Origin of the sequence: Nonomuraea deserti (assembly GCF_004348685.1) — a bacterium.
GTDB lineage: Bacteria > Actinomycetota > Actinomycetes > Streptosporangiales > Streptosporangiaceae > Nonomuraea > Nonomuraea deserti.
In genome coordinates this window covers 1-21,331 of the sequence record NZ_SMKO01000134.1, presented here as the reverse complement: position 1 = coordinate 21,331, position 21,331 = coordinate 1, and the positions used below count along the sequence as shown (strand labels likewise).

Below are 21,331 nucleotides of genomic sequence, written 5' to 3'. Positions count from 1 at the left end.
GCGTAGCCCAGCCTTGATGACGCTAATCGTCCCACTTGCGGATCGCTAACCGTCAATCCGCACGCGGTGGCCGCTGGCCGCCCGCTGGGCCGGGCACCCCGGCATAACGGTACGGCACCGGCTGTCTGCCGGGCTGGACGATGAGAAGGGTGCCCGGGGTTTCCGCGTAGAAGGCGGACTCGACGGCGGCGGCCACGTCGTCTGCGGTGAGCAGCGGGAAGCCCGCGTTGACGAACATCTCCCGCGCCGCCGCGACCAGCGGCGTGTCGGTGAACCCGGGGCACACGGCGCCGATGCGGATGTTCTGGGCGGCCAGCGGCTCGGCCAGCGCCCTGACCAGGCCGACGACGGCGTGCTTGGTCATCGTGTAGACGGGGTCGCCGGAGAAGGCCACGAGCCCGGCCAGCGACGAGGTGGCCACGATGGCGCCGCCGCCGGAGCGGGCGAGGAGCGGGACGCTGGCCCGGACGCCGAAGACGACGCCGTCCACGTTCACGCCGACCACCTGGCGGTAGCGCTCGACGTCGAAGTCGGCCAGATCCACCCGCCCGCTGACGCCGGCGTTGAGATGGACCAGGTCGAGCCGGCCGTACCGCTGCTCGGCCAGCGCGACGGCCTCGATCGAGGCCTGCTCCTCGCTGACGTCGGCGGCCAGCCACGCGCCGTCGACCTCCTTGCCCAGCCGTTCCACGCCCTCGCCGTCGCGGTCGACGAGCACGCATTTGACCCCGCCGGCCGAGAGCCGGCGTGCCACGGCGGCTCCGATGCCGCTGGCCGCTCCGGTGATCAGTGCAACTGTGCTCATGGCGCTCCTTGCGGGGTCGAGGCCCGGGGGCCCAGGCTGGTCGAGCGTCTCAGTGCCGGTCGATCGTCTCTGGTGCCGGTCGATCGTCTCTGGTGCCGGTCGATCATCCTTGGTGCCGGTCGATCATCTCTGGTGCTGGTCGAGCATGCGGTGGGCGCGGGCGATCAGCGTGGGTACGGCGGAGCCGATGCGGTCGAATCCCTCTCCCACGGTCTTACCTTGCCGGAAGCGGGCGTGGATACCCTCCACGATGACCGCCAGCTTGAAGTTGCCGAAGGCGACGTAGAATCCGAGATCCGAAACTTCCCGGCCTGACGTTTTGATGTAGTGGCTCGCGAACTCGGCGGCGTTCATGAACCCGGGCGCCACCGTCACGTCGCCCGCCACCGGGATCTCCGCCCGCTCGTCGTCCCCCGCGTCGTGCCAGTACGTCAGCGTGAGCCCCAGATCGGCCAGCGGGTCACCGAGGGTGGACATCTCCCAGTCGACCACGGCCGCGATCTCCAGCTCCCCCATCCTGATCAGCGTGTTGTCGAGCCGGTAGTCGCCGTGCACCAGCGTGCCGGCGGACTCGGCGGGCAGCCGTTCCCGCAGCCGGTCGACGAGCCGGTAGTACGCCGGCGACTCCGACGTCTTCGACCGCTCCCACTGCTGGCACCACCGGTCGAGCTGCCTGGCCAGGTAGCCCTCCGGCCGCCCGAAGCCCTCGAGCCCGACGGCGCGGTAGTCGACGGCGTGGATGGCCGCCAGCACCTCGGCCAGCCGCTCCGACAGCCGGCGCGCCTGCTCGGGCGTGTGCTCGCCGAGCTGTTCCCTGGTCCGCACGGCGGCGCCGGCCACGTACTCCATGAGGTAGAACGGCGCCCCGATCACGTCCTCGTCGGCGCAGAACGCGACAGGACCCGGCACCGGGACGGGCGTCGGCGCGAGGGCGGAGATGACCCGGAACTCGCGCCGCATGTCGTGGGCGGTGGGCAGCACATGGCCGAGCGGTGGCCGGCGCAGCACCAGCCGGCGGTCGCGGGCCTCGACCAGATACGTCAGGTTCGACCGCCCACCCGAGATCAGCGAGACGGACAGGGGCTCGCCCGCGTCGGGCACGTTCCGGCCCATCCACGCGACCAGACTGGGGTGGTCGATGCCAGGTACGGTCATGAACACACATTAGAACCTTATTCGGTGCTGAATGCCAGCTGGCAGTTGCGTAACGTTCCAGACCAGCGGCGATCCGCACGGCGTGAGATCCTTTACTCTGGGGAAGTACACGTCTGCCCAGACGCTGGACAGAGAGTGGCTGCACACAGTAGGAGCCCATGCGCGTCACCCTTGCCCTGCCTCGTGAGCTGGGAGAGCCCGAGATCGATCGGTGGCGGAGCCTCCAGGAGCCCGGCACCGTCTTCGACAACCCCTTCCTGTCCCCCGAGTTCACGATCACGGTGGGCGAAGTCCGCGATGTCGTCCGCGTGGCCGTGCTGCACGACGGTCCGGAGATCGTCGGGTTCTTCCCCTTCGAGCGGCATCCGCTGGGCATCGGCAAGCCGGTCGCCGCCGGGCTCACCGACGCGCAGGGCATCGTCCACGTCAAGGACCTCGAAATCGACCCCCGGCGGTTGATCAAGGACTGCGGGTTGTCGGTCTACGAGTTCGACCACCTGGTGGCCGGGCAGCCGTTGCTGGATTCCCGGCACGAGCGGCACCCGTCGCCGATCATCGACCTGAGCGACGGCTACGACCGCTACACCGAGTTCCTGAGGCAGCACTCCGGCAAGACGTACAAATCAACCCTGGCCAAGGCGCGCAAGCTGGAGCGCGAGGTCGGCAGGATCCGCCACGACTTCGCGAGCACCGACATGGCGCCGCTGCGCACGCTGCTCGGCTGGAAGACCGACCAATACCGCCGCACGGGCCGCACCGACCGGTTCTCCCACCGGTGGATCGTGGAGCTGGTCGAACGGCTGCTGGCCACCCGGTCGGAGAGCTTCGCCGGGGTGCTCGACATGGTCTACGCCGACGACCGGCCGGTGGCCGGGCACTTCGGGCTGCGCACCGGCACCACGCTGGTCGGCTGGTTCCCCGCCTACGACCCCGGCTTCGGGAAATACTCCCCCGGCCTCATCCACCATCTCGCGATGGCCGAGCGCGCCGCCGATGCCGGCATCCGCGTCATCGACATGGGCCGCGGCCAGAAGGAGTACAAAGACAAGCTCAAGACCGGCGAGCTGCAGGTGGCCGAGGGGCGGGTGGCCAGGGCCGGCGCGGCGGCGGGGCTGCACTGGATGTTGCGGGTGCCCGCGCGCAAGACGCGCGCCACGGTGATGGCCAACCCGATCTTGCTCAAGACGGCCGACAAGGCGTTGAAAACGTACGGAAAGCTGCGTACTGTCCTACAAGGATGAATTTAATCGCAGAGCGCACGGGCCGTCACTGTCTGTCGCTTCCCTCCAACCGGCTCGGCCTCTACCTGGCGTTACGCCACTGGTGCCTGCCCGGTCAGCGGCTGCTCATGTCGCCCACCTCCGCCGACGAGATCCTGTTCCTGGTGCTGGCGGCCGGGCTGCAGCCGGTGATCGCGCCGCTCTCCCCCCGTGACGGCAACATCGACGTCTCCCTGGTGGACCTCGACGGTGTGGACGCGGTCCTGACCACCAACCTGTACGGCCTGCCCGACCGCGTCTCCGCCCTCACCGGCAAGATCCTCATCGAGGACGTGGCCCACGCCATGGAGAGCCACGTCGACGGCCGGCCACTGGGGACGTTCGGCCAGGCGGGCGTCTTCAGCCTCTCCAAACACGCCGGGGCCGGCTCGGGCGGCGTGCTCGCGGTCGAGAACGCGTCGGACATGAGGGCGCTGGCCCGCGCCCGCGACGAGCTGCTGGCCCCCGGCTCCCTGCGCGCCGACCTGATGAGCGTGGCCACGTCGGCGGCCCGCCAGGTGGCGCTCCGAGCCAACCTCGTACGCCCCGCGCTCGTGCTCTCCAGGGCCCTCGGCCTGCACGAGTCGCGCGAGGGCTACCGGATCCCGCTCGACCCCGGCGGGCTGCGTGAGGCGCTCAAGCAGGCGCCCGCGCTGCCGCCCTTCGACCCCTGGGTCCGCGCCGACCTGCACCACTACCGCCGTCACCGGGGCCGGCTCGTCCGGTGGTACCGGTCGAGGCGGGTGGCCCAGGTGCCCCGGACGCGGGCCCGCCGCCTGGCGGGCGTCCGGCGGCTGGCCGAGCTGCCCACGGTCGCGCCGGCGGTGCGCGACAACCTGGACCAGCCGTTGTTCCGCGTGCCGCTGCTGGTGCGCGACAGGGACGCGGCCATCGCCGAGCTGGAGCGGCACGGGGTGGCGACGGGCTACCTGTACGACCCGCCGTACGACGACTACGCGCCCGCCTACGCCGAGGCGTCACCGCACCCCGGCCCCGCGCGCTGGTGGGCCCGGAACGTGCTGCCCGTCGACCCGATGTACGCCGCCCGCGCCCTGCCCGTCCTGAGCCGTCTTGAGCCCCCGGAGGACCCCGTCAGCCGGCCATCTGCCTGATCAGGCCGGCCAGGACGTGGCAGCCGCGCCGGACGTCGGCGAGCGAGGCGGAGCCGTACCCGATCACCAGGCCGTGCAGGCGGGAACGGCCGTGGTGGTGGCGCTCGATGGAGTCGAGCAGGACGCCGTGTTCCCTGGCCCGGGCGACGACCGCGGGGGCGACGGTCTCGGGCAGCTCGGCCAGCACGTGCAGCCCCGCCGTGTCGCCGCGCAGCCTGCAGACGGGCCCGAGCAGCTCGACGACCAGCGCGCGGCGGCGCGCGTATTCCAGGCGCATCCTGCGCAGGTGCCGGTCGAGGTCGCCGCGCTCCAGGAGGGTGGCGACGGCCTGCTGCACGGGGCCGCTGGTGCGGTCGGCCACCGTGCGGCGCAGCCCGGCGATCCGCTCGACGAGCGCGGGGTCCCCGACCAGCCAGCCGACCCCGACGTCGGGGGCGAGGGTCTTGGAGAGCGTGCCCAGGAGCACCACCCGCGCGGGGTCGAGGCCGTAGAGGGCGGGCAGCGGGGCGACGTCGTAGCGGAACTCGGCGTCGTAGTCGTCCTCGACGATCGTCGCGCCGGTGCTCCTTGCCCAGGCCAGCAGGCGTTCCCTGCGCGGGATCGGCAGCCGGCCGCCCAGCGGATACTGGTGGGCGGGCGTGGTGTAGAGCACGCGCAGGTCGTGGGGGAGCCCGTCGACGACGACGCCGTCGGCGTCCACGGGGCACGGCACCACCTCCGCGCCCCTGGCCGCGAAGACCGTGCGCGCCACGTGGTAGCCGGGGTCCTCGACCCCCGCCCTGGCGCCCGTGCCGAGCAGCGCCATCGCGCACAGGTCGAGCCCGTTGCCGGTGCCCCGGGTGACCAGGACGTTCTCCGGGCCGACGGCCATCCCTCTGGCCCGGCGCAGGTGGTCGGCGAGCAGCTCCCTCAACCGCGGCAGGCCGTAGGGGTCGGGCGAGCTGCCGGGCGGCAGGTCGGCCGCCTTGCGCCAGGCCCGCTTCCACGCCGCCCTGTCGTAGTCGCGCACCCATGGCTCGCCCGGCCTGAGGTCGATCCCGCCGTCGATCCCGCCGTCTGGGGGCGGCTCGGCGGGCACGCGCGCCTCCTGTGACGGCTTCTCCTGGGGCGGCCGCGGCGTCTCGATGTCGGCCACGTACGTGCCGGAGCCGTGCCGCCCGTCCAGCCAGCCCTCGGCGTAGAGCTGCTGGTAGGCCTCGGTGACCACGGTCCTGCTCACCGCCAGCTGGACCGCGAGCGCCCGCGTGGACGGCAGCCGCTCGCCGGGCGCCAGGGCGCCGTCCAGCATGGCGCGGCGCAGCCAGCCGGCGAGCTGCGCCGTGAGCGGCTCAGCCGAGTCGCGCGACAGGGACACGGGCAGGTCGACGTGAGTGCGGGCGGTGGGCTGCGGCCGACGGCCGGCGGTGGATGGCGGAGTGTGCACCTGCGAAAGTGGTCTCTACGAAGGGGCCGATAGTGGCCCTACAGGATAGGTCCACTTCACCCGTACGGTCGAACCATGCTCTCCACCACTTCGCGCACCACGCTCGGCCGCGAGAAGCAGCGCGGCAGCTCCGACAGGAACGATCTCTACGAGGTGCTGGACTCCGGACTGGTCTGCCACCTGGGGGTGGTCGTCGACGGCCACCCCATGGTCGTGCCGACGGGCTATGGCCGCATCGGCGAGACCCTCTACCTGCACGGCTCCACCGGCGCGCGGTCCCTGCGGGCCGGCGACGGGGGCGAGGTGTGCGTCACGGTGACCCACCTGGACGGCATCGTGCTCGCCCGCTCGATCTTCCACCACTCCGTCAACTACCGCTCGGCGATCATCTACGGCCGTCCCAGGCTGGTGACCGACCCCGACGAGCGCATGGAGGGGCTGCGGGCGCTGTCCGAGCAGCTCGCGCCCGGCCAGTGGGACTACGCCCGCCTGCCCTCGCGCAAGGAGCTGGCCGCCACGGCCGTGCTCGCGCTGTCGCTGGAGGAGGCGTCGGTCAAGATCCGGCGCGGCGGCCCCAAGGACGAGGCGGAGGACTACGAGCTGCCCGTGTGGGCCGGGGTGTTGCCCCTGGTCACGTCCTGGGGCGAACCGGAGCCAGATCCGGTGCTCCCAGAAGGTATCGCCACGCCCGTTCACGTCCTCTCTCGGGAGTAGTTCCATAAAGCCCGGCACACCTGGAAAACCTGACTCCTTGATCACACGTCTCATCAGGTGGGCCGGCCCTGATGGGAGAGGCATATGCAGTGGAGCGCCCCAGGTTACACGGAGATCAAGCAGCTCGGGCGGGGTGCCAGCGGGCGGGTGACGCTGGCCGTCCACGAGGAGACGGGCGTCGAGGTCGCGATCAAGTACCTCTCTTCCGAGCTGGTGCGCGATCCCGTCGCCCTGGCCAGGTTCCAGTCGGAGGCGCGGCTGCTGATCACGCTCCGCGACCCGCACATCGCCACGCTGTGGGAGTACATCCAGGACCCCCACGGCGCGGCCATCGTGATGGAGCTGGTCAACGGCGTCTCGCTGCGGGCGCTGATGCGCGAGAACGGCACGACCGGGCCGGAGGCGGCGCTGGTGGTGCTGAAGGGCTCGCTGCTCGGCCTGGCCAAGGCGCACGCTCTCGGTCTGGTGCACCGGGACTACAAGCCGGAGAACGTGATCGTCCGCGACGACGGGGTGAGCAAGCTCGTCGACTTCGGCATCGCGGTGCGCCAGGGCACGGTCGCGCGTCCCGAGGGCACGCCTCCCTACATGGCGCCCGAGTTGTGGGAGGGGCGGCCCACCTCTCCCGCGACCGACGTGTACGCGGCCACGGCCGTCTTCTTCGAGTGCCTGACCGGGCACAGGCCGTACCGGTCCACCGAGCCCAGCGTGCTGGGCTACCAGCACCTGTACGCCCCGGTGCCCGCCCACGACGTCGCAGAGCCGGTGCGCGGGCTGATCAGCCGCGGCCTGGCCAAGGATCCGGCGCTGCGGCCGGCCAGCGCGTCGGCTTTCGTGGCCGAGGTGGAGGCCACCGCGAGGGCGGCGTACGGGGACGACTGGGAGGAGCGCGGCAGGCGGCGGCTGGCGGCGCTCGTCGCGCTGCTCGCCCTGCTGCTGCCCCGGCCGGAAACGCCCGCCCCTGAGGCCGGCACGTCGCTGGCCAGGACGGTGTTCCGCGGAACGGCCTCGAAAGCGGCCCGCGCGAGGACGTCCCAGGGGATGCGCTCGGAAACGGCCCGCATGGGGGTGTCCCCGGGGATGCGCCTGAAAGCGGCCCGCGTGAGGGCGTTCCGCGGGATGCGTTCGAAAGCGGCTCGCGTGGTCGTGACCGCCGGTGTGGCCGCGGCGACGGCCGTGACCGTGGCGGTCGTGCTGGCCAACCGGCAGCCGCCGCCCGCGCAGATCGGCGCGGCGGCGGCGGTGCCGCCGACGGAGCTCTCGACGGGACCGGTCTCCGGCCCGCCGGAGACGCCCGGCGCCGGGCCGGAGTCGACGCGCGCGACGACCCCTGAGACGGCCCCTGAGACGCCCACGGAGGGCCCGCCGGGCACGGAAGCGACGTCCGAGAGCACGCCGCCGAGTTCGGCGGACGCGAACACGCCCGAGGAGAGCGGCGCCCCGCCGCGCGCGACCGCCAGCCCGACGCGGGCGCCCCGCGCCACCACACCGGTACGGACCCCCGGCGCGACCCTGACGCCCGTGCGGAGTCCCGGCGCGACCACCGCGCCGGTACGGACCCCGGACCCATCCGGGTCCGCGACGGGCGGGCCCACCGGCACCACCACGCCGACGTCCTCACCGGCCACCTCGGTGCTGCGGGTCGGCGTGGGCGCTCTCACGGTGGATGAGAAAGGGGTCGCCCGGGGCACGGTCACCCTGCGCACCAGCGGCACCGCCCCCGTCGTCGCCGTCGCGACCTGGCGGGCCCCCGGCACGGACGGCTTCGTCCAGCGCGTGCGCCTGAACGGCGCCACGTCGTACACCCGCACGCTCACCTGGGCCATGGGAGAGCGCCCGTGCGGCGGCACGCTCCGGCTGGCCGTCACCACGTCACCCGCCGCGGCCGGCGGCGCCGCGTCGGGCGCGTTCACCCTGCCGCCCTGCCCGGCCGAGGTGACGGGCCTGCGCGTCTCGCTCGGCCTGCCGGCCGCGCCGGGCCGCACCGCGACCGCCCGGCTGCGGGTGAACGCGAGCGGCACGGCGGAGATCCCCGTACGGGCCGAGTTCGCGGTCGACGGGGAGCAGGTCGCCACCCGCTCCGCGAACCTGTCCGGCCGGACCTCGTACGCCCGCTCGCTCGCTCACACCTTCCGGTCACGCCCGTGCGGCGCGGCGTTGTCGGTGACCGTGCGGGCGGGCGGCAGGACGGCCACCGCGCGCACCCAGGTCTCGTGCCCTCCGGCCGTGCGGCAGGTGTCGGTCCGGCGGGCCGCGGCGTCCGGCGGCGGCCTGGCCGCGACGGTCGCGGTGACGACGTCGGACACCCAGCGGGTACGCCTGACCGTCTCGTTCGCGGCCGGCGGCGAACGCCTGGGCACCCGGACGGTCACCCTGTCCGGCGGCACCTCGTACACGAGGACGCTGCGCCTGCCCGCCAAGCTGGGTTGCGGCTCGAAGTGGACGGTGACGGCCGCCACCGTGCCCGCGGCGGGCAACGGCGGCTCCAGCGCCTCCGGCAGCACGCCGGAATGCCCCAAGGAGGAGCCGGAGGACGAGCCCACCAAGAGCCCGAGCGCGGAGTCACCCGGAACCGTCAGGTGACAATGCTGACATCTAGCGATATCAGTAGCGGGATTGTGGTTCCCTCTGGTTAAGCTACGGACCGTTTGATGAGGTGGGGGCCCGCACGACTCCGGAGGAGACCGCTATGCATGGTGATGGTCAGTGGGGGGTCCCTGGCTATACCGCGGTTCGCGAGCTCGGAGCGGGCGCCGCCGGTCGCGTGGTCCTGGCCCGGCGCGACTACGACGGCGTCGAGGTGGCCATCAAATACCTCAGCGACGAGCTCCGCTCCGACGTCGGGTTCGTCGCCCGCTTCCGGCACGAGGCCCGGCTGCTCGCCACGCTGCAGAGCGCCTATCACGCCCGCCTCGTCGACTACGTCGAGAGCGGCCAGGGCGCGGCGATCATCATGGAGCTCATCAACGGGGTCTCCCTGCGCGAGCTCATCAGGTCCGAGGGCCCCACGGGCCCCGAGGCGGCGCTGACCGTGCTCAAGGGCTCGCTCAGGGGCCTGGCCTCGGCGCACGCGGTCGGCGTCGTGCACCGCGACTTCAAGCCCGAGAACGTCATGGTCCAGGACGACGGCACCAGCAAGCTGGTGGATTTCGGCATCGCGGTCAGGACGGGCCAGGGTGCGAGCCCCGCGGGCACGCCCCCGTACATGGCTCCCGAGCAGTGGTCGGGCGCGCCGGCGGGGCCCGCCACCGACGTCTACGCCGCCACCGTCGTCTTCTTCGAGTGCCTGACCGGCTCCCGCCCCTTCCGCGCGGCCAACCTGGCCGCGCTGGCCCGCCAGCACCAGAGCGCCGCCCCGCCGGTCGGCGACGTGCCCGAGCACCTGCGCGGCCTGGTCGAACGCGGCCTGGCCAAGGACCCGGCCGAGCGCCCGCCGTCGGCCGAGGCGTTCCTGACCGAGCTGGAGGCCGTCGCGGCCGGGGCGTACGGCCCCGACTGGGAGGAGCGCGGACGCCGCCGCCTGGCCGCCCTGGCCGGCATGCTGGTGCTGTTCTTCCCGACCGGGCTCGACGAGCCGGCCGAGACGGGCACGACGGTGGTCGAGACCCGCTTCCGCGACCCGTCGCGCCTCCTGCGCACGCTGCCCGCCAAGCTCGCCGTCGGCGCCACCGCCGCCGTCGTGCTGGCCGCCGCGATCGTGCTCCTCGTCAACGCGGCCGAGGACAAGCCGGTGTTGCAGGCGCAGGTCACCCGGATCACACCGGCCACGACCGAGCCGGGAACGCCGGAGCCCGCGATGACGGAGGAGGAGCCGGCGCCCTCGCCGGAGGTGACCGGCCGGACGCCGGAGCCCACGCCGTCCACGCCGGCGGCCACCGCGCGCGACACGGCGCCGCCCACCCCGTCCAGCAGCCGCCGGGCCACGCGGACGCGCACCCCGAAGCCCCGGCCCACGCCCACCCGGGTCAGGACGCCCCGGCAGAGCAGGAAGCCGACCGGGACCCCGACGCCGACCCCCGACCGGCCGCGGCTCAGCGGCGAGGTCCACGTGCCCGACGGTGACCGGCCGCCGTCGAAGTCTCCCGACCCCACCCCGACGTCCGCGCCCACCTTCACCATCCCGACGACCCGGCCGACCGAGCCCACGCAACCGCCCGCCTCCGACGGGGCGGGAGGCGAGCAGTCGCCAGGGACTGGGACACCTCCGCGCAGCGAGCCGGGAACGAACCGGCCCACCGCCGGGGAGCGGCCCCGGCAGGACGCCTCCAGCCAGGTGCCGGCCATGCTGTTCGCGGCCGGGCTCGTGACGACGGGCACGCTTCCGGTCACACTTGCGGTGCAGCGCCGCAAGGCGAGGCGCCACAGAGGGAAGCGCTAGACACGCCGGGGGGCAACGGCGATGGACAACCCTGCGAACGGCCCGGGTAACGGGATCGCCGGCTTCCGGCTCACCCAGCACACCTGGACGACCGAGCTCGGCAACTGGATCGACGCCATCTCCCCCGACGGCCGCAGGGCCGGGGCACTGCTGTTCGATCCCAAGATCATCGTACTGCCGGGCGTCCGCGACCGGGTCGTCCAGTCGGTGCTGACCGACCAGCGGCTCGTGCTCGCCGGCCTGACCGGGCTGATCCCGGTGGCTGACGTCGTGGCCACCGGCGACCAGGTGTGGCTGCTCACCGCGCAGGCGGCCGGCCCCACCGTGGCCGACCTGCTCGCCTCGGGTTCGGTCCCCGCAGGCGGCGCGGCGGCCGTCCTGGTGGAGACCGCCCAGACCCTGCTCGCGCTGCACGCGGCCGGGGTCACGCACGGCTCCGTACATCCGCGCAGGGTGGTGATCACGGCGGAGGGCGCCGCGCTGCTGTCGGAACGCGGCCTGTCCGACGCCGTCCGCGGCCAGGCCTCCCCACCCGAGCGGGACGCGACCGGCTGGGCGTCCCTGGCGCGCGGGCTGGCCGCCTCCTGCGAGCGGAGCACGCCGGAGGCCGCCGGGCTGTTCACCCGCGCCGCCACCACGGCCACCACCCTCGGCCTGGCCGCCGCCAGGGACACGCTGGTCACCGAGCGGTCGGCGCTGCCCGGCGGCACGATCAGCAGGGACGCGCTGGCCCGGGCGGCGAGCGGCAGGTCGGCGTTCGCGCAGCCGCCCGCGTACGCGCAGCCGCCGGTCGTGCCGCAGGACGAGGGTGACATCGTCACGCTGCTGCACGTGCCCGGCCGGTCCCCGGGGCCCGTGCAGTTCGGGCCGGGAGTCGGCACGGAGCCGCAGCGCCCGCAGACCACGGCCGAGCGGATCTGGCGGGACGGGCGCGGCAAACCCGCCGCGCGCCCGGAGAAGGCGGACAAGGCCTCGCGATCCCGGCGCCGGCGCACGATCCTGTCCACCGCGGTGTTCGCCGCCGTCATGGCGGGGGCGCTTGCGGCCTGGTACGGGCTGGGCGTCACGCCCGAGCTGGCGATCGCGTCGGTCGAGGTGACGGCGCCGAAGAAGACCCAGGGCTGCGGCAGCTCCGTCCTGATCACCGGCAAGGTGGTCACCAACGGGGCGCCCGGCGAGATCGCCTTCGAATGGCGCAAGAGCCTGGACGAGGAAGTCGTCAAGGGGACGCTGCGCACCAGGGCCGATCAGACGTCGTACTCGCTGCCGCTGCGCTGGAAGCTCCAGGGGAAGAGCACCGTCAAGGCCACGGCGACGCTGCACGTCCTCACGCCGGGCCCCGCGCGATCGGACAAGGCGACCTTCACCTACAAGTGCTGAACACGGCCGTTCCCGGCCGGCTTCGCCCGGACCCGCGTACGACCGCCTCGGCGAAGCCTCCGGGCCCGGGCCGCCGAGCCAGAGAGTCCGGGTTTCGCGGGAGAGAGGACTAATCTGGCGAACATGACCACGCAGACCCCCGCGGGGTGGTACCCGGACCCCTATGGAGAGCCCCGGCTGCGCTGGTGGGACGGCAGCCAGTGGACCGACGCCACCCACGCGCAGGAGCCGGCCGCCGGCGCCCCCAGGCAGCCGGTCACCGGGCCCCAGGCGCACGGCCCCGATTTCCAGCCGCACGGTTCCGAGCCCCGGTCGCAGGCTCCGGAACCCCCGTCACCGGGTTCCGGGCCGCAGCCGGACCCTGGCTGGTCGGTGACACCGGCCAACCCCACGCTCCGGTACGGCAGCCCGACGTACGGGCAGTCGGCCTACGGCCAGCCCGCACCGCCCACGCAGCAGTGGGGCGGCGTTCCGCTGCCCGGGCCCGGCCAAGGCCCGCCGCCCAGGCAGGGCAACCCGATGCCGTGGGTGTTCGGCGGGCTGGCGGCGCTCGTGGTGGTCGCGCTGATCATCGTCGGCGGCGTCGTCCTCGTCAACCGCGCCGGCACCGAACCCCTGGCCGGCCCGTCGCCGACCGACACGTTCCAGCCGGAGCCGCCCACCAACGATCCCCCGTCGAGCCAGCCGCCGCCCAGCCAGGGCCCCGAGCTCCCGCAACCGGTGAGCGGCCGGGTCACCGACCCGCAGGCCGGGATCTCCTTCGAGGTGCCCGACGACTGGACGGTGCCCGCCTCCAGCGACATCAACAGCCCTGACCCCACCCAGCAGAAGTGGTCGAGCGGGGTGCAGAAGACCTCGCACGAGAACTATCAGGGCGACGGCGACTGGATCGGCAACGTCTACGCGGGCGTGCTCAACCAGCTCTACCCCTACTCCGGCGTCAGCGGTATGAGTGACACGGCCAAGGCCGTCTTCGTGAACTTCACCAGGTACTACCGGCTCGCGCACGAGAGCAAGATCGTCGAGGACAAGGCGATGAAGATCGGCGACCACGACGCCTGGATCCTGCAGTTCGAGCTCGACTTCAGCAAGGTGTCGGAGGAGAACGGCTACAAGTGGAAGAAGGAGAACGGCGCCATCGTGCTCATGGACCGGGGCGAGGACCAGCGGCCGGCCATCGTCTACGTCTCCGTCCCCGACAATCTGGGCACCGATGTGGTGAGCGAGGTCGTCGGCTCGCTCAAGCCCGCATGACCTGTGGCACTAGGCTGGTGGGGGTAACAAGCGGGCGGATTGCTCCGAGCCGCTGTGCGAGGAGAGCGAATGAGTGACTTGCTGGTCTGGATCGACTGCGAGATGACCGGGCTCGACCTCGGGCGCGACGCGCTCGTCGAGGTGGCGTGCGTCATCACCGACAGCGAGCTCCGGCAGCTGGACGAAGGTGTCGACGTGGTCATCAAGCCGCCGCCCGAGTCGCTGGAGCAGATGTCGGAGGTCGTGCGCGAGATGCACACCGCCTCCGGGCTGCTGCCCGAGCTGCCGGGCGGCGTGACGCTGGCGGAGGCCGAGTCGCTCGTGCTCGACTACATCCGCCGCCACGTGCCCGAGCCGAAGAAGGCGCCGCTGTGCGGCAACTCGATCGGCACGGACCGCACGTTCATCGCGCGCGACATGCCCGGGGTCGATGCCTATTTGCACTACCGGATGATCGACGTTTCGTCGATCAAGGAACTGGTCCGCCGGTGGTATCCACGGGTCTACTTCGCCGCCCCGGAAAAACAGGGCGGACACCGTGCTCTGGCGGATATCACGGAGAGCATCAGGGAGCTTCGCTACTACCGCGCCGCGATCTTCGTGGCCCAGCCGGGGCCCGATTCGGCCACCGCGAGAGCGCTTGCCGAGCGTGTCAGCGACTAAACCAGTGGCGTAAAGACTCCCGAACACCGCTACACTTTTCTTGTGCCACCGCGCAGCGGCGGCCGTGGTGGGTGTAGCTCAGCTGGTAGAGCGCCAGGTTGTGGTCCTGGATGTCGAGGGTTCAAGTCCCTTCACTCACCCTGAACCAACGGCCGGTCCTTCGGGACCGGCCGTTGTCGTTTTCTCCCGACAACGGCCCCAAATCCTGACAATGCGAGTTATGCTCGCTGTCTACCGCTAACGCCGGAAGCACGGGGGCCATCGGCGATCTGACCGTCTGCGCGCCCCCGGAGGCCGGATGAGAGTCGACGACGCAGCGTTCGATAGCGTGTTCACGTCCCTGAGCAAACGCGAAGCCGAGGTCATGGACCTGATCGCCACTGGCCAGTCCAACGGTCAGATCGCGCAGCGCCTGTTCCTCAGCGAGAAAACGGTGAAAAACCACGTCAACCGTATCTACGCGAAGCTCGGCGTCAGCTCACGCGTCACCGCCATCGGGTTGTGGCAGTCCCGCCAGAAATAGCCGCCCGCGCCAAGGAACACCCACCGGAACGGGTCCACCGGTGGGCCGCTCCCTTGCGCCCGAGCCCTCTGACCCCGCGGCTGACCGGGCCGCTGACCGGGCCGCTGACCCGGGCCGCTGACCGGGCCGCTGACCGGGCCGCTGACCCGGGCCGCTGACCCGGGCCGCTGACCCGGGCCGCTGACCCGGGCCGCTGACCCGGGCCGCCTCCCTGCCGGCCTCGGCCGAGCGGCTCGCGACACGGGGGGTCGCCCGGAGGGGCGCCTGTCTCCCCCGGTGGTGGTTTAAAAGCCGCTGTCGGTGCCATAGGCATGCATGACGCCGTTCGCGGGGAGAGGACCTGACATGGCGAGGAGACCACGAGTCATCGTCGTGGGAGCCGGCTTCGCCGGGCTGAACGCGACCCGGGAACTGGCCAAGGGCGGCGCGCTGGTGACGCTCGTCGACCGCAACCCCTACTCGACCTTCCAGCCGCTGCTCTACCAGGTGGCCACGGCGGGAATGGGCACGGCCGACGTGTCCTATCCCATCAGGACGTTCGCGGCCAGGTGGCCGAACGTGCGGGCCCGCCGGGCGGCGGTGAGCAAGGTGCTGCCCGCGGAGCGGCGGGTGGAGTTCGACGACGGCAGCGGGCTCGACTACGACTACCTCGTACTGGCCACGGGCGTCACCACCAACTGGCTGAACGTGCCGGGCGCGCCGGAGAACGCGCTGCCGATCTACTCGCTCGGTGACGCGGCGGCGCTGCGCCGGCGGCTCCAGCACTACCTGGAGGACACCGCGGCGGGCCGGCGCGAGAGCACGCATGTCGTGGTGGTGGGCGCGGGCGCGACCGGCGTCGAGATGGCGGGCACGCTGGCCGAGCTGCGCCGGCACACGACGCCGCTGACGCATCCGGAGCTCCGCCCCGACCAGACCAGCGTGACGCTCGTCGAACGGTTCGACTTCGTGCTGTCGCCATACAAGCCGCGGCTGCGCGACTTGGCGGCCGAGGCGCTGCGCAGGAGAGGGGTGCAGCTGCGGCTGGGGGCGACGGTGGCGTCCGTGGAACCGGACGCGGTGATACTCGAGGACGGCACCCGGCTGCCGAGCGACGTGACCGTGTGGGCGCTCGGCGTCGCCGCCCCCAAACAGGTGTCCGACTGGGGCCTGCCGCAGGGCAAGGGCGGCCGGGTCACGCTGACGGAGGCGCTGAACGTACGCGACCACCCCGAGATCTTCGTGGCCGGTGACCTGTCGGGGCAGCCGGACCCGCTGCCCCAGCTCGCCCAGCCGGCGATCCAGATGGGCAAGCACGTGGGCCGGCAGATCCTGGCCGCCGCGCACGGCAGGCCGCTGCGGCGCTTCTCCTACCGTGACCCGGGCATCATGGCCACCGTCGGCAAGGCGGAGGCGGTGCTGCAGCTGTCCAACGGGATGACCATGCGCGGGTTGCCCGCCTGGCTGGTGTGGATCTTCGTGCACGTGGCGTACCTGCTGGGCGGGCGCAACCGGGTCAACGTGCTGATCAACTTCTTCTGGCGCTACTTCGGGCCGCGCCGCACCGCCACCAGCGTCACGCAGTGACGCCGCTCAGAGCGCCGCGGCCAGGGCCGCCATGCCGTGGTCGATGTCGCTCTCCAAGATGTTCAGCGCCGGCCGCAGGCGTACGGAGCGGGGGCCGCACGGCAGCACCACCACCCCCTGGTCCTCCCTGAGCCTGGCCACCAGGGCGTCGCGGGCGGCCCTGTCGGGCAGGTCGAACGCGCACATGAGGCCCCGGCCACGCACGTTCGCCATCGTCTCGGGGTGTTCGGCCTCCAGCTTGGTGAGGCGTTCGAGCAGCACGGTGCCCAGGGTCGCGGCGCGCCGGATCAGGCCGTCGCGCTCGACGATCTCGAGGATGCCCCGGCTGCGCACCATGTCCACCAGGCCGCCGCCCCAGGTGGAGTTGATGCGGCCGCTCAGCTGGAACACGTTGTCCGGCACCACGTCCACCCTGCGACCGGCCATGATCCCGCCGACCTGCACCTTCTTGGCGAACGCCACCACGTCGGGCTCCAGCCCGAGCTGCTGGTACGCCCACGGCGTCCCGGTCGTCCCGCCGCCGGTCTGCACCTCGTCGAGGATGAACAGGGCGTCGTACTCGTGGCACAGGCGCTGCATGGCCTGGAGGAACTCCGGCCGCATGTGGTTGTCGCCGCCCTCGCCCTGGATGGGCTCGGCGATGAAGCAGGCGATGTCGTGGGGGTGGCGTTCGAACGCCTCTCTGGCCTGGGCGAGGGAGCGCTGCTCGGCCGCCTCGACGTCGCCGAAGTGGATGGCGGGCACGTCGATGCGCGGCCAGTCGAACATGGGGAACCGGTCGGTCTTGCCCGGCTCGGTGTTGGTCAGGCTCAGGGTGTAGCCGCTGCGGCCGTGGAAGGCCTTGGTCAGGTGCAGGACCTTGGTGCCGAGGTCGCGTGAGCGGCCCTCGGCCTCGTTGCGGCGGCTCTTCCAGTCGAAGGCGGTCTTGAGCGCGTTCTCGACGGCCAGGGCGCCGCCCTCGACGAAGAACAGGTGCGGGAGGGCGGGGTCGCCGAGCACGCGGACGAAGGTGTCGACGAAGTCGGCGAGGTGCTCGGTGTAGATGTCGGGGTTGGCCGGCTTGTTGCGGGCGACCTGGCCGAGGAGCTGGGTGAAGTCGGGGTCGAAGGGCGGGTTCACGCCGAGGGGGGCGGAGGCGAAGAAGGTGTAGAAGTCGAGGTAGCGGCGGCCGTCGCGGGCGTCGACGAGCCAGGAGCCGCGGCTGAGCTCCAGGTCGAGCACCAGGCGGTAGCCGTCGACGAGCAGGTGGTGGGCAAGGCGGGTGTGCACGTCCATGGCGCCTCCACGTAGGGTCGTACGTTCCTTTCGAGGAACGCCTTCTCATATGTAAAATTTACGGCACACGTGGACTGGAAGTGAAGTTCTTCACGCGAAGCGCCAGGGCGATCTCGGAAATGCCATACAGGATGGCGAAGGCGCCGATGAGCCAGACGAGGCTGAGCAGGCCCGCTCCCGGCCAGATGAGCAGCAGGACGCCGAAGATCACCGACAGGATGCCGCCGACGATGAGCATCCACTCGTTGTCGATGTCCTTGCGCAGCTGGATGCCGGCGACGACCTCCGCGACGCCGGAGACGATGGCCCAGAAGGCCACGACGTAGAGCAGGGCGATGGAGGTGATCCCCGGCCAGGCGAACGCCACGATGCCGGCCAGGATGCCGACGATCCCGGAGATGATGAGCCAGGCCCGCGACCTGGCGCCGTGGCGGAAACCGGACAGCAGCGCGAACACCCCGCTCACCAGGGCGTACGCGGCGAAGAAGGTCACCAGCACGATCAGCGTGATGCCCGGCCAGATGAGCGCCAGGAAGCCGAAAATGATGGCCGCGAGACCGCGCACCAGCAGCATCCACCACGAACTAGCGATTTCCCCCATGCTGGTCTGTTTTCCGCGACGCACCCGAAAACAGACCAGCACCGGGTCAAATGTCAGTGAACCGGCCGGCAGCGTCGGCCACGAGCGACCGCCGCGTTCACCCGTGCGAGTAGACCACGATCGAGACCGCGATGTACTGCACCAGGTAGGCGGCGATGGTGCAGGCGTGGAAGACCTCGTGGAACCCGAACCAGCGGGGCGCCGGGTCGGGGCGGCGCAGGCCGTACACGATCGCTCCGGCCGAGTAGAACACGCCGCCGACGGCCACCAGCACGACGGCGGCCACGCCCGCGCCCTGCAGCAGTTGCGGCATCACGAAGATCGCGGTCCAGCCCAGCGCCAGGTAGAGGACCGTGTAGAGCCAGCGCGGGGCGTTCATCCAGAACACCCGGAACAGCACACCGGCCAGCGCGCCGCCCCAGATGACGGAGAGCACCGCGACCCTGGCCGCCCCGTCCAGCGCCAGCAGGGCGAAGGGCGTGTAGGTGCCGGCGATGATCAGGTAGATGTTGGCGTGGTCGAACCTGCGCAGGAACTCCGCCAGGCGGGGGCCGAGCGTGCTGCGGTGGTAGGTGGCCGAGATGCCGAACAGCAGGGCCGAGGTGATCGCGTAGACGGTGGAGGCCAGGCGTGCCTGGAGGGTCGGGCCGAGCGCCACGAGCACGAACCCCGCGACCAGCGTGACGGGCAATGCTCCGGTGTGCAACCAGCCCCGCAGCCGTGGCTTGACGGTGAGGGTCGTCATGCAACCTACGGTACCGTAGGTTCGGTTCGCCGCCCATGGTGGCGGGCCCCGGAACGCGAGGCCCCGCAGGTCACAACCCGTTGAGGAAACGGGCCGCTATGGGCACGGCCGCCCGGCGCCCCGATCCCCCATGCCGGACGAACACGCAGAAGGCCAGGTCATCGCGGTATCCGATGAACCATCCGTGCGACTCCTCGTCGCCCGGGGCCTCGGCGGTGCCCGTCTTGCCCGCCACGCCCTCGGGCAGCCCGGCCTCACTGGCCGTGCCGTGGTCGACCACGGCGGCCATCATGTCGCGGAGCGCGCTCACGACCGCCTGGTCCATGGGCACGTCCTCGTGCGGCGGGCCGTCGATGCGGCGTACCTGCTCCTTGGACAGCAGCCTGGGCGAGCGCCGGACGCCGCTCTGCACGGCGGCGGCCAGCGCGGCCATGCACAGCGGGGTGGCGACGACCTGCCCCTGGCCGATCGCGTCCGCGGCGAACATGTCGAGATCGTCGGTGTCGGGCATGGTGCCGCAGGTCCCGCCGATGCCGGTCGCGATGGGCCGGCCGAACCCCCACGCGTCCGCGGTCTCGCGCAGCGCGTCGGCGTCGATCCTGGTGGTGGCCTGCTGGACGAAGGTCGTGTTGCAGGAGTGGGCGAACGCGTCGGTGAAGCTGACGACGCCGCGGTCCACCTGGCCGTCGTTCTGGAAGGCCCGGTGGAACGGGATGGTGTACGTGCCGGGGCACGCGACCTGGGCCGACGGGTCGAGCCCCGACTTGAGCAGCGCGGCGGCGGTGATCGTCTTGAAGACGGAGCCGGGCGGGAAGACGTCCCGCACGGCGCTGTGGTTGTCCTTGAGGCGGTCGGCCAGCGCCAGGATCTCACCGGTGCTCGGCCGGATGGCGATGACCGCCGAGTCGTCCACCCCGTCCAGGGCCCTGGCGGCCGCCGCCTGGACCGGACGCGACAGGGTGGTGCGCTCGACGTTGGCCTCGGGCGCGCGGGCCAGCAGCCGCCTGGCGGGCCGGCCCGGGACCTTGGACACCAGCTCCCAGCCGTGGTTGGCGGTCTCGAACTCGGGTTTGAGCGGATGGAGATACGCCTCCGCGTAGCTGTCGTTGGGGATCTTGTGGCCCTCTCTGGTGACCAGCTCGGCCGCCGACGCCTCGATCTCGCCCAGCTCCAGCGTGCCGCCGTCCTTGAGCAGGGGGTGCAGCGTCTCGGGCGCCCACAACACCTTCCAGGTCCGCCCGCGTACGCCGAGCCGCAACATGCCGGTGAACGGCCACGCCCCGAGCTCGGCGAGCTGCCGCACCCCCGAGAACGGCACCTCGGCGCTCCCGCCTCCCGCGCCCTTCACCTGGCCGGGAGTGAGCTGGATGGACTCGATGTGCAGTTCCTCCGTCAGCGCGTAGTGCCGCTGGGAGAAGTCGGCCGGCGGCTGGTGCACCAGGCGGGCCATGGCCAGGATGTCGCCCTCGCGCCACGCCGCGAAGTACGCCGCAGCGGTCTCGGACGCGCTCCCTCTGACCCGGCTCGACGCCATCACGGCGAACGCACCCGCACCAAGCACCGCGACAAGAGCGACAACGAGCACCATCAGTCTTCTTCGTCGCATACGGTTCTCCCAGGAGGGATCAGCGTGGCACGTGGACAGCGGGAACCGATGCCCGGCCTTTATCCGGTGACGTTCGGCGAGATCGAACTTCTCCGGGATCTGGACAGGCAGGACGGCTGGGTGCTGTCCAAGGATGGCGTACCTCAGTCGTACGTAGATCTACAAGACCCGACATTTCTGGAATTCGAGTATGTCCGCCTCATGGCGGACGTGATCGACCTCCTCGCAGAAGGGCCGCTGAGCTGCCTGCACGTGGGCGGCGGCGCCTGCACGATCCCCCGCTACGTCGCCGCCACCCGCCCCGGCTCCCGCCACATCGTGATCGAGCCCGACGGCCTGCTGGTCGACCTCGTACGCGAGCAGCTGAACCTCCGGTCCGTCCCCAAACTGAAGGTCATCGTCGACGGAGGCCGCGAGGGCACCGCCAAGATCTGGGACGCCTCGGCCGACCTGGTGGTGCTCGACGCCTTCTCCGGCGCGACGATGCCGGTGGAGCTGGCCACGGCCGAGTACATGGGCGACATCGCACGCGTCCTCCGACCGCCGGGCACCCTGCTGATCAACCTGGCCGACGGCAAGGGGCTGGCGTTCGCCCGGCGCCTGCTGGCCACCGTGACGGCCGCCTTCGGCCACGTGGCCCTGATGGCCGAGCCGGGGATCATGCGCGGCCGCCGCTTCGGCAACCTCATCGTGGCCGCGTCCCGCACCACGCTCCCGCTCGACCTGCTGAGCCGGAGGGCGGCGGGGGGCCTGACCCAGGCACGATGCGTGCACGGCGAGGCGCTGACCAACTTCGTCGCCGGGGCCGCCCCCATCAACGACGGCGACCCCGTCCTGGCGCCCGTCCCCCCGCCCGCCGTCTTCGGCTGACC

General features: G+C 72.0%; 18 protein-coding genes and 1 tRNA gene. 12 read left to right on the top strand and 7 right to left on the bottom strand.

Going from position 1 to position 21,331, the window contains the following annotated elements:
• Positions 1–52: 52 nt before the first annotated feature.
• Both E1292_RS34710 and E1292_RS34705 read right to left on the bottom strand, forming a co-directional pair.
• Positions 53–805 carry an SDR family oxidoreductase gene (locus E1292_RS34710; RefSeq protein ID WP_132601117.1) on the bottom strand — a complete coding sequence of 251 codons (753 nt, stop codon included), beginning with the start codon at positions 803–805 and terminating at the stop codon, positions 53–55.
• Between the two features lie 123 nt (positions 806–928).
• On the bottom strand, positions 929–1,960 hold the full coding sequence (locus E1292_RS34705) for a phosphotransferase family protein (RefSeq protein ID WP_132601114.1): 1,032 nt from the start codon (positions 1,958–1,960) through the stop codon (positions 929–931).
• A gap of 158 nt (positions 1,961–2,118) precedes the next feature.
• On the opposite strand from E1292_RS34705, the gene E1292_RS34700 reads away from it, so the two are divergent.
• Both E1292_RS34700 and E1292_RS34695 read left to right on the top strand, forming a co-directional pair.
• On the top strand, positions 2,119–3,201 hold the full coding sequence (locus tag E1292_RS34700; RefSeq protein ID WP_165974890.1) for a GNAT family N-acetyltransferase: 1,083 nt from the start codon (positions 2,119–2,121) through the stop codon (positions 3,199–3,201).
• Positions 3,198–4,331, top strand: a complete 1,134-nt coding sequence (locus E1292_RS34695; RefSeq protein WP_132601111.1) for a DegT/DnrJ/EryC1/StrS family aminotransferase — start codon at positions 3,198–3,200, stop codon at positions 4,329–4,331. Before E1292_RS34700 ends, E1292_RS34695 begins: the two co-directional genes overlap by 4 nt.
• Here E1292_RS34695 and pdxR read toward each other — a convergent pair.
• On the bottom strand, positions 4,312–5,754 hold the full coding sequence (gene pdxR / locus E1292_RS34690) for a MocR-like pyridoxine biosynthesis transcription factor PdxR (RefSeq protein ID WP_132601108.1): 1,443 nt from the start codon (positions 5,752–5,754) through the stop codon (positions 4,312–4,314). The genes E1292_RS34695 and pdxR overlap by 20 nt on opposite strands.
• A gap of 75 nt (positions 5,755–5,829) precedes the next feature.
• Between pdxR and E1292_RS34685 the strand changes: the two genes are divergently transcribed.
• The 9 genes from E1292_RS34685 to E1292_RS34645 all read left to right on the top strand — a co-directional run bounded on the left by E1292_RS34685 (position 5,830) and on the right by E1292_RS34645 (position 16,232).
• Positions 5,830–6,468, top strand: a complete 639-nt coding sequence (locus tag E1292_RS34685; RefSeq protein WP_132601105.1) for a pyridoxamine 5'-phosphate oxidase family protein — start codon at positions 5,830–5,832, stop codon at positions 6,466–6,468.
• 84 nt (positions 6,469–6,552) lie between these two features.
• Positions 6,553–9,051 (top strand): serine/threonine-protein kinase, encoded by a 2,499-nt coding sequence (locus E1292_RS52335; protein ID WP_181958341.1) that lies wholly within the window; start codon positions 6,553–6,555, stop codon positions 9,049–9,051.
• Between the two features lie 106 nt (positions 9,052–9,157).
• Entirely contained in the window at positions 9,158–10,846 is a 1,689-nt protein-coding gene (locus E1292_RS34675) for a serine/threonine-protein kinase (protein WP_132601102.1), read from the top strand.
• 21 nt (positions 10,847–10,867) lie between these two features.
• Positions 10,868–12,226, top strand: a complete 1,359-nt coding sequence (locus tag E1292_RS34670; RefSeq protein WP_132601099.1) for a protein kinase family protein — start codon at positions 10,868–10,870, stop codon at positions 12,224–12,226.
• Between the two features lie 123 nt (positions 12,227–12,349).
• Positions 12,350–13,480 (top strand): DUF2510 domain-containing protein, encoded by a 1,131-nt coding sequence (locus E1292_RS34665; RefSeq protein ID WP_132601096.1) that lies wholly within the window; start codon positions 12,350–12,352, stop codon positions 13,478–13,480.
• A gap of 69 nt (positions 13,481–13,549) precedes the next feature.
• A complete protein-coding gene (gene orn, locus E1292_RS34660; protein WP_132601093.1) occupies positions 13,550–14,143 on the top strand; it encodes an oligoribonuclease in 594 nt (197 codons plus the stop codon).
• 67 nt (positions 14,144–14,210) lie between these two features.
• Positions 14,211–14,283: transfer RNA gene (locus tag E1292_RS34655), tRNA-His, on the top strand.
• Positions 14,284–14,441: 158 nt separating this feature from the next.
• Positions 14,442–14,666 (top strand): helix-turn-helix domain-containing protein, encoded by a 225-nt coding sequence (locus E1292_RS34650; RefSeq protein WP_132601090.1) that lies wholly within the window; start codon positions 14,442–14,444, stop codon positions 14,664–14,666.
• Positions 14,667–15,011: 345 nt separating this feature from the next.
• Positions 15,012–16,232: an NAD(P)/FAD-dependent oxidoreductase gene (locus E1292_RS34645; protein WP_220447209.1), complete on the top strand. Its 1,221-nt coding sequence runs from the start codon at positions 15,012–15,014 to the stop codon at positions 16,230–16,232.
• Positions 16,233–16,238: 6 nt separating this feature from the next.
• Here the strand turns inward: E1292_RS34645 and lat are convergent, their stop codons facing one another.
• The 4 genes from lat to E1292_RS34625 all read right to left on the bottom strand — a co-directional run bounded on the left by lat (position 16,239) and on the right by E1292_RS34625 (position 20,441).
• Entirely contained in the window at positions 16,239–17,507 is a 1,269-nt protein-coding gene (lat, locus tag E1292_RS34640) for an L-lysine 6-transaminase (protein WP_132601084.1), read from the bottom strand.
• A gap of 58 nt (positions 17,508–17,565) precedes the next feature.
• On the bottom strand, positions 17,566–18,108 hold the full coding sequence (locus tag E1292_RS34635) for an HdeD family acid-resistance protein (protein ID WP_132601062.1): 543 nt from the start codon (positions 18,106–18,108) through the stop codon (positions 17,566–17,568).
• Between the two features lie 97 nt (positions 18,109–18,205).
• On the bottom strand, positions 18,206–18,853 hold the full coding sequence (gene trhA / locus E1292_RS34630) for a PAQR family membrane homeostasis protein TrhA (protein WP_132601059.1): 648 nt from the start codon (positions 18,851–18,853) through the stop codon (positions 18,206–18,208).
• 70 nt (positions 18,854–18,923) lie between these two features.
• The gene (locus E1292_RS34625; protein WP_165974889.1) at positions 18,924–20,441 is read right to left on the bottom strand and encodes a penicillin-binding transpeptidase domain-containing protein; all 1,518 of its coding nucleotides are present in this window, start codon (positions 20,439–20,441) and stop codon (positions 18,924–18,926) included.
• Between the two features lie 42 nt (positions 20,442–20,483).
• Between E1292_RS34625 and E1292_RS34620 the strand changes: the two genes are divergently transcribed.
• Positions 20,484–21,329 (top strand): spermidine synthase, encoded by an 846-nt coding sequence (locus E1292_RS34620; RefSeq protein ID WP_246090533.1) that lies wholly within the window; start codon positions 20,484–20,486, stop codon positions 21,327–21,329.
• Positions 21,330–21,331 lie beyond the last annotated feature (2 nt).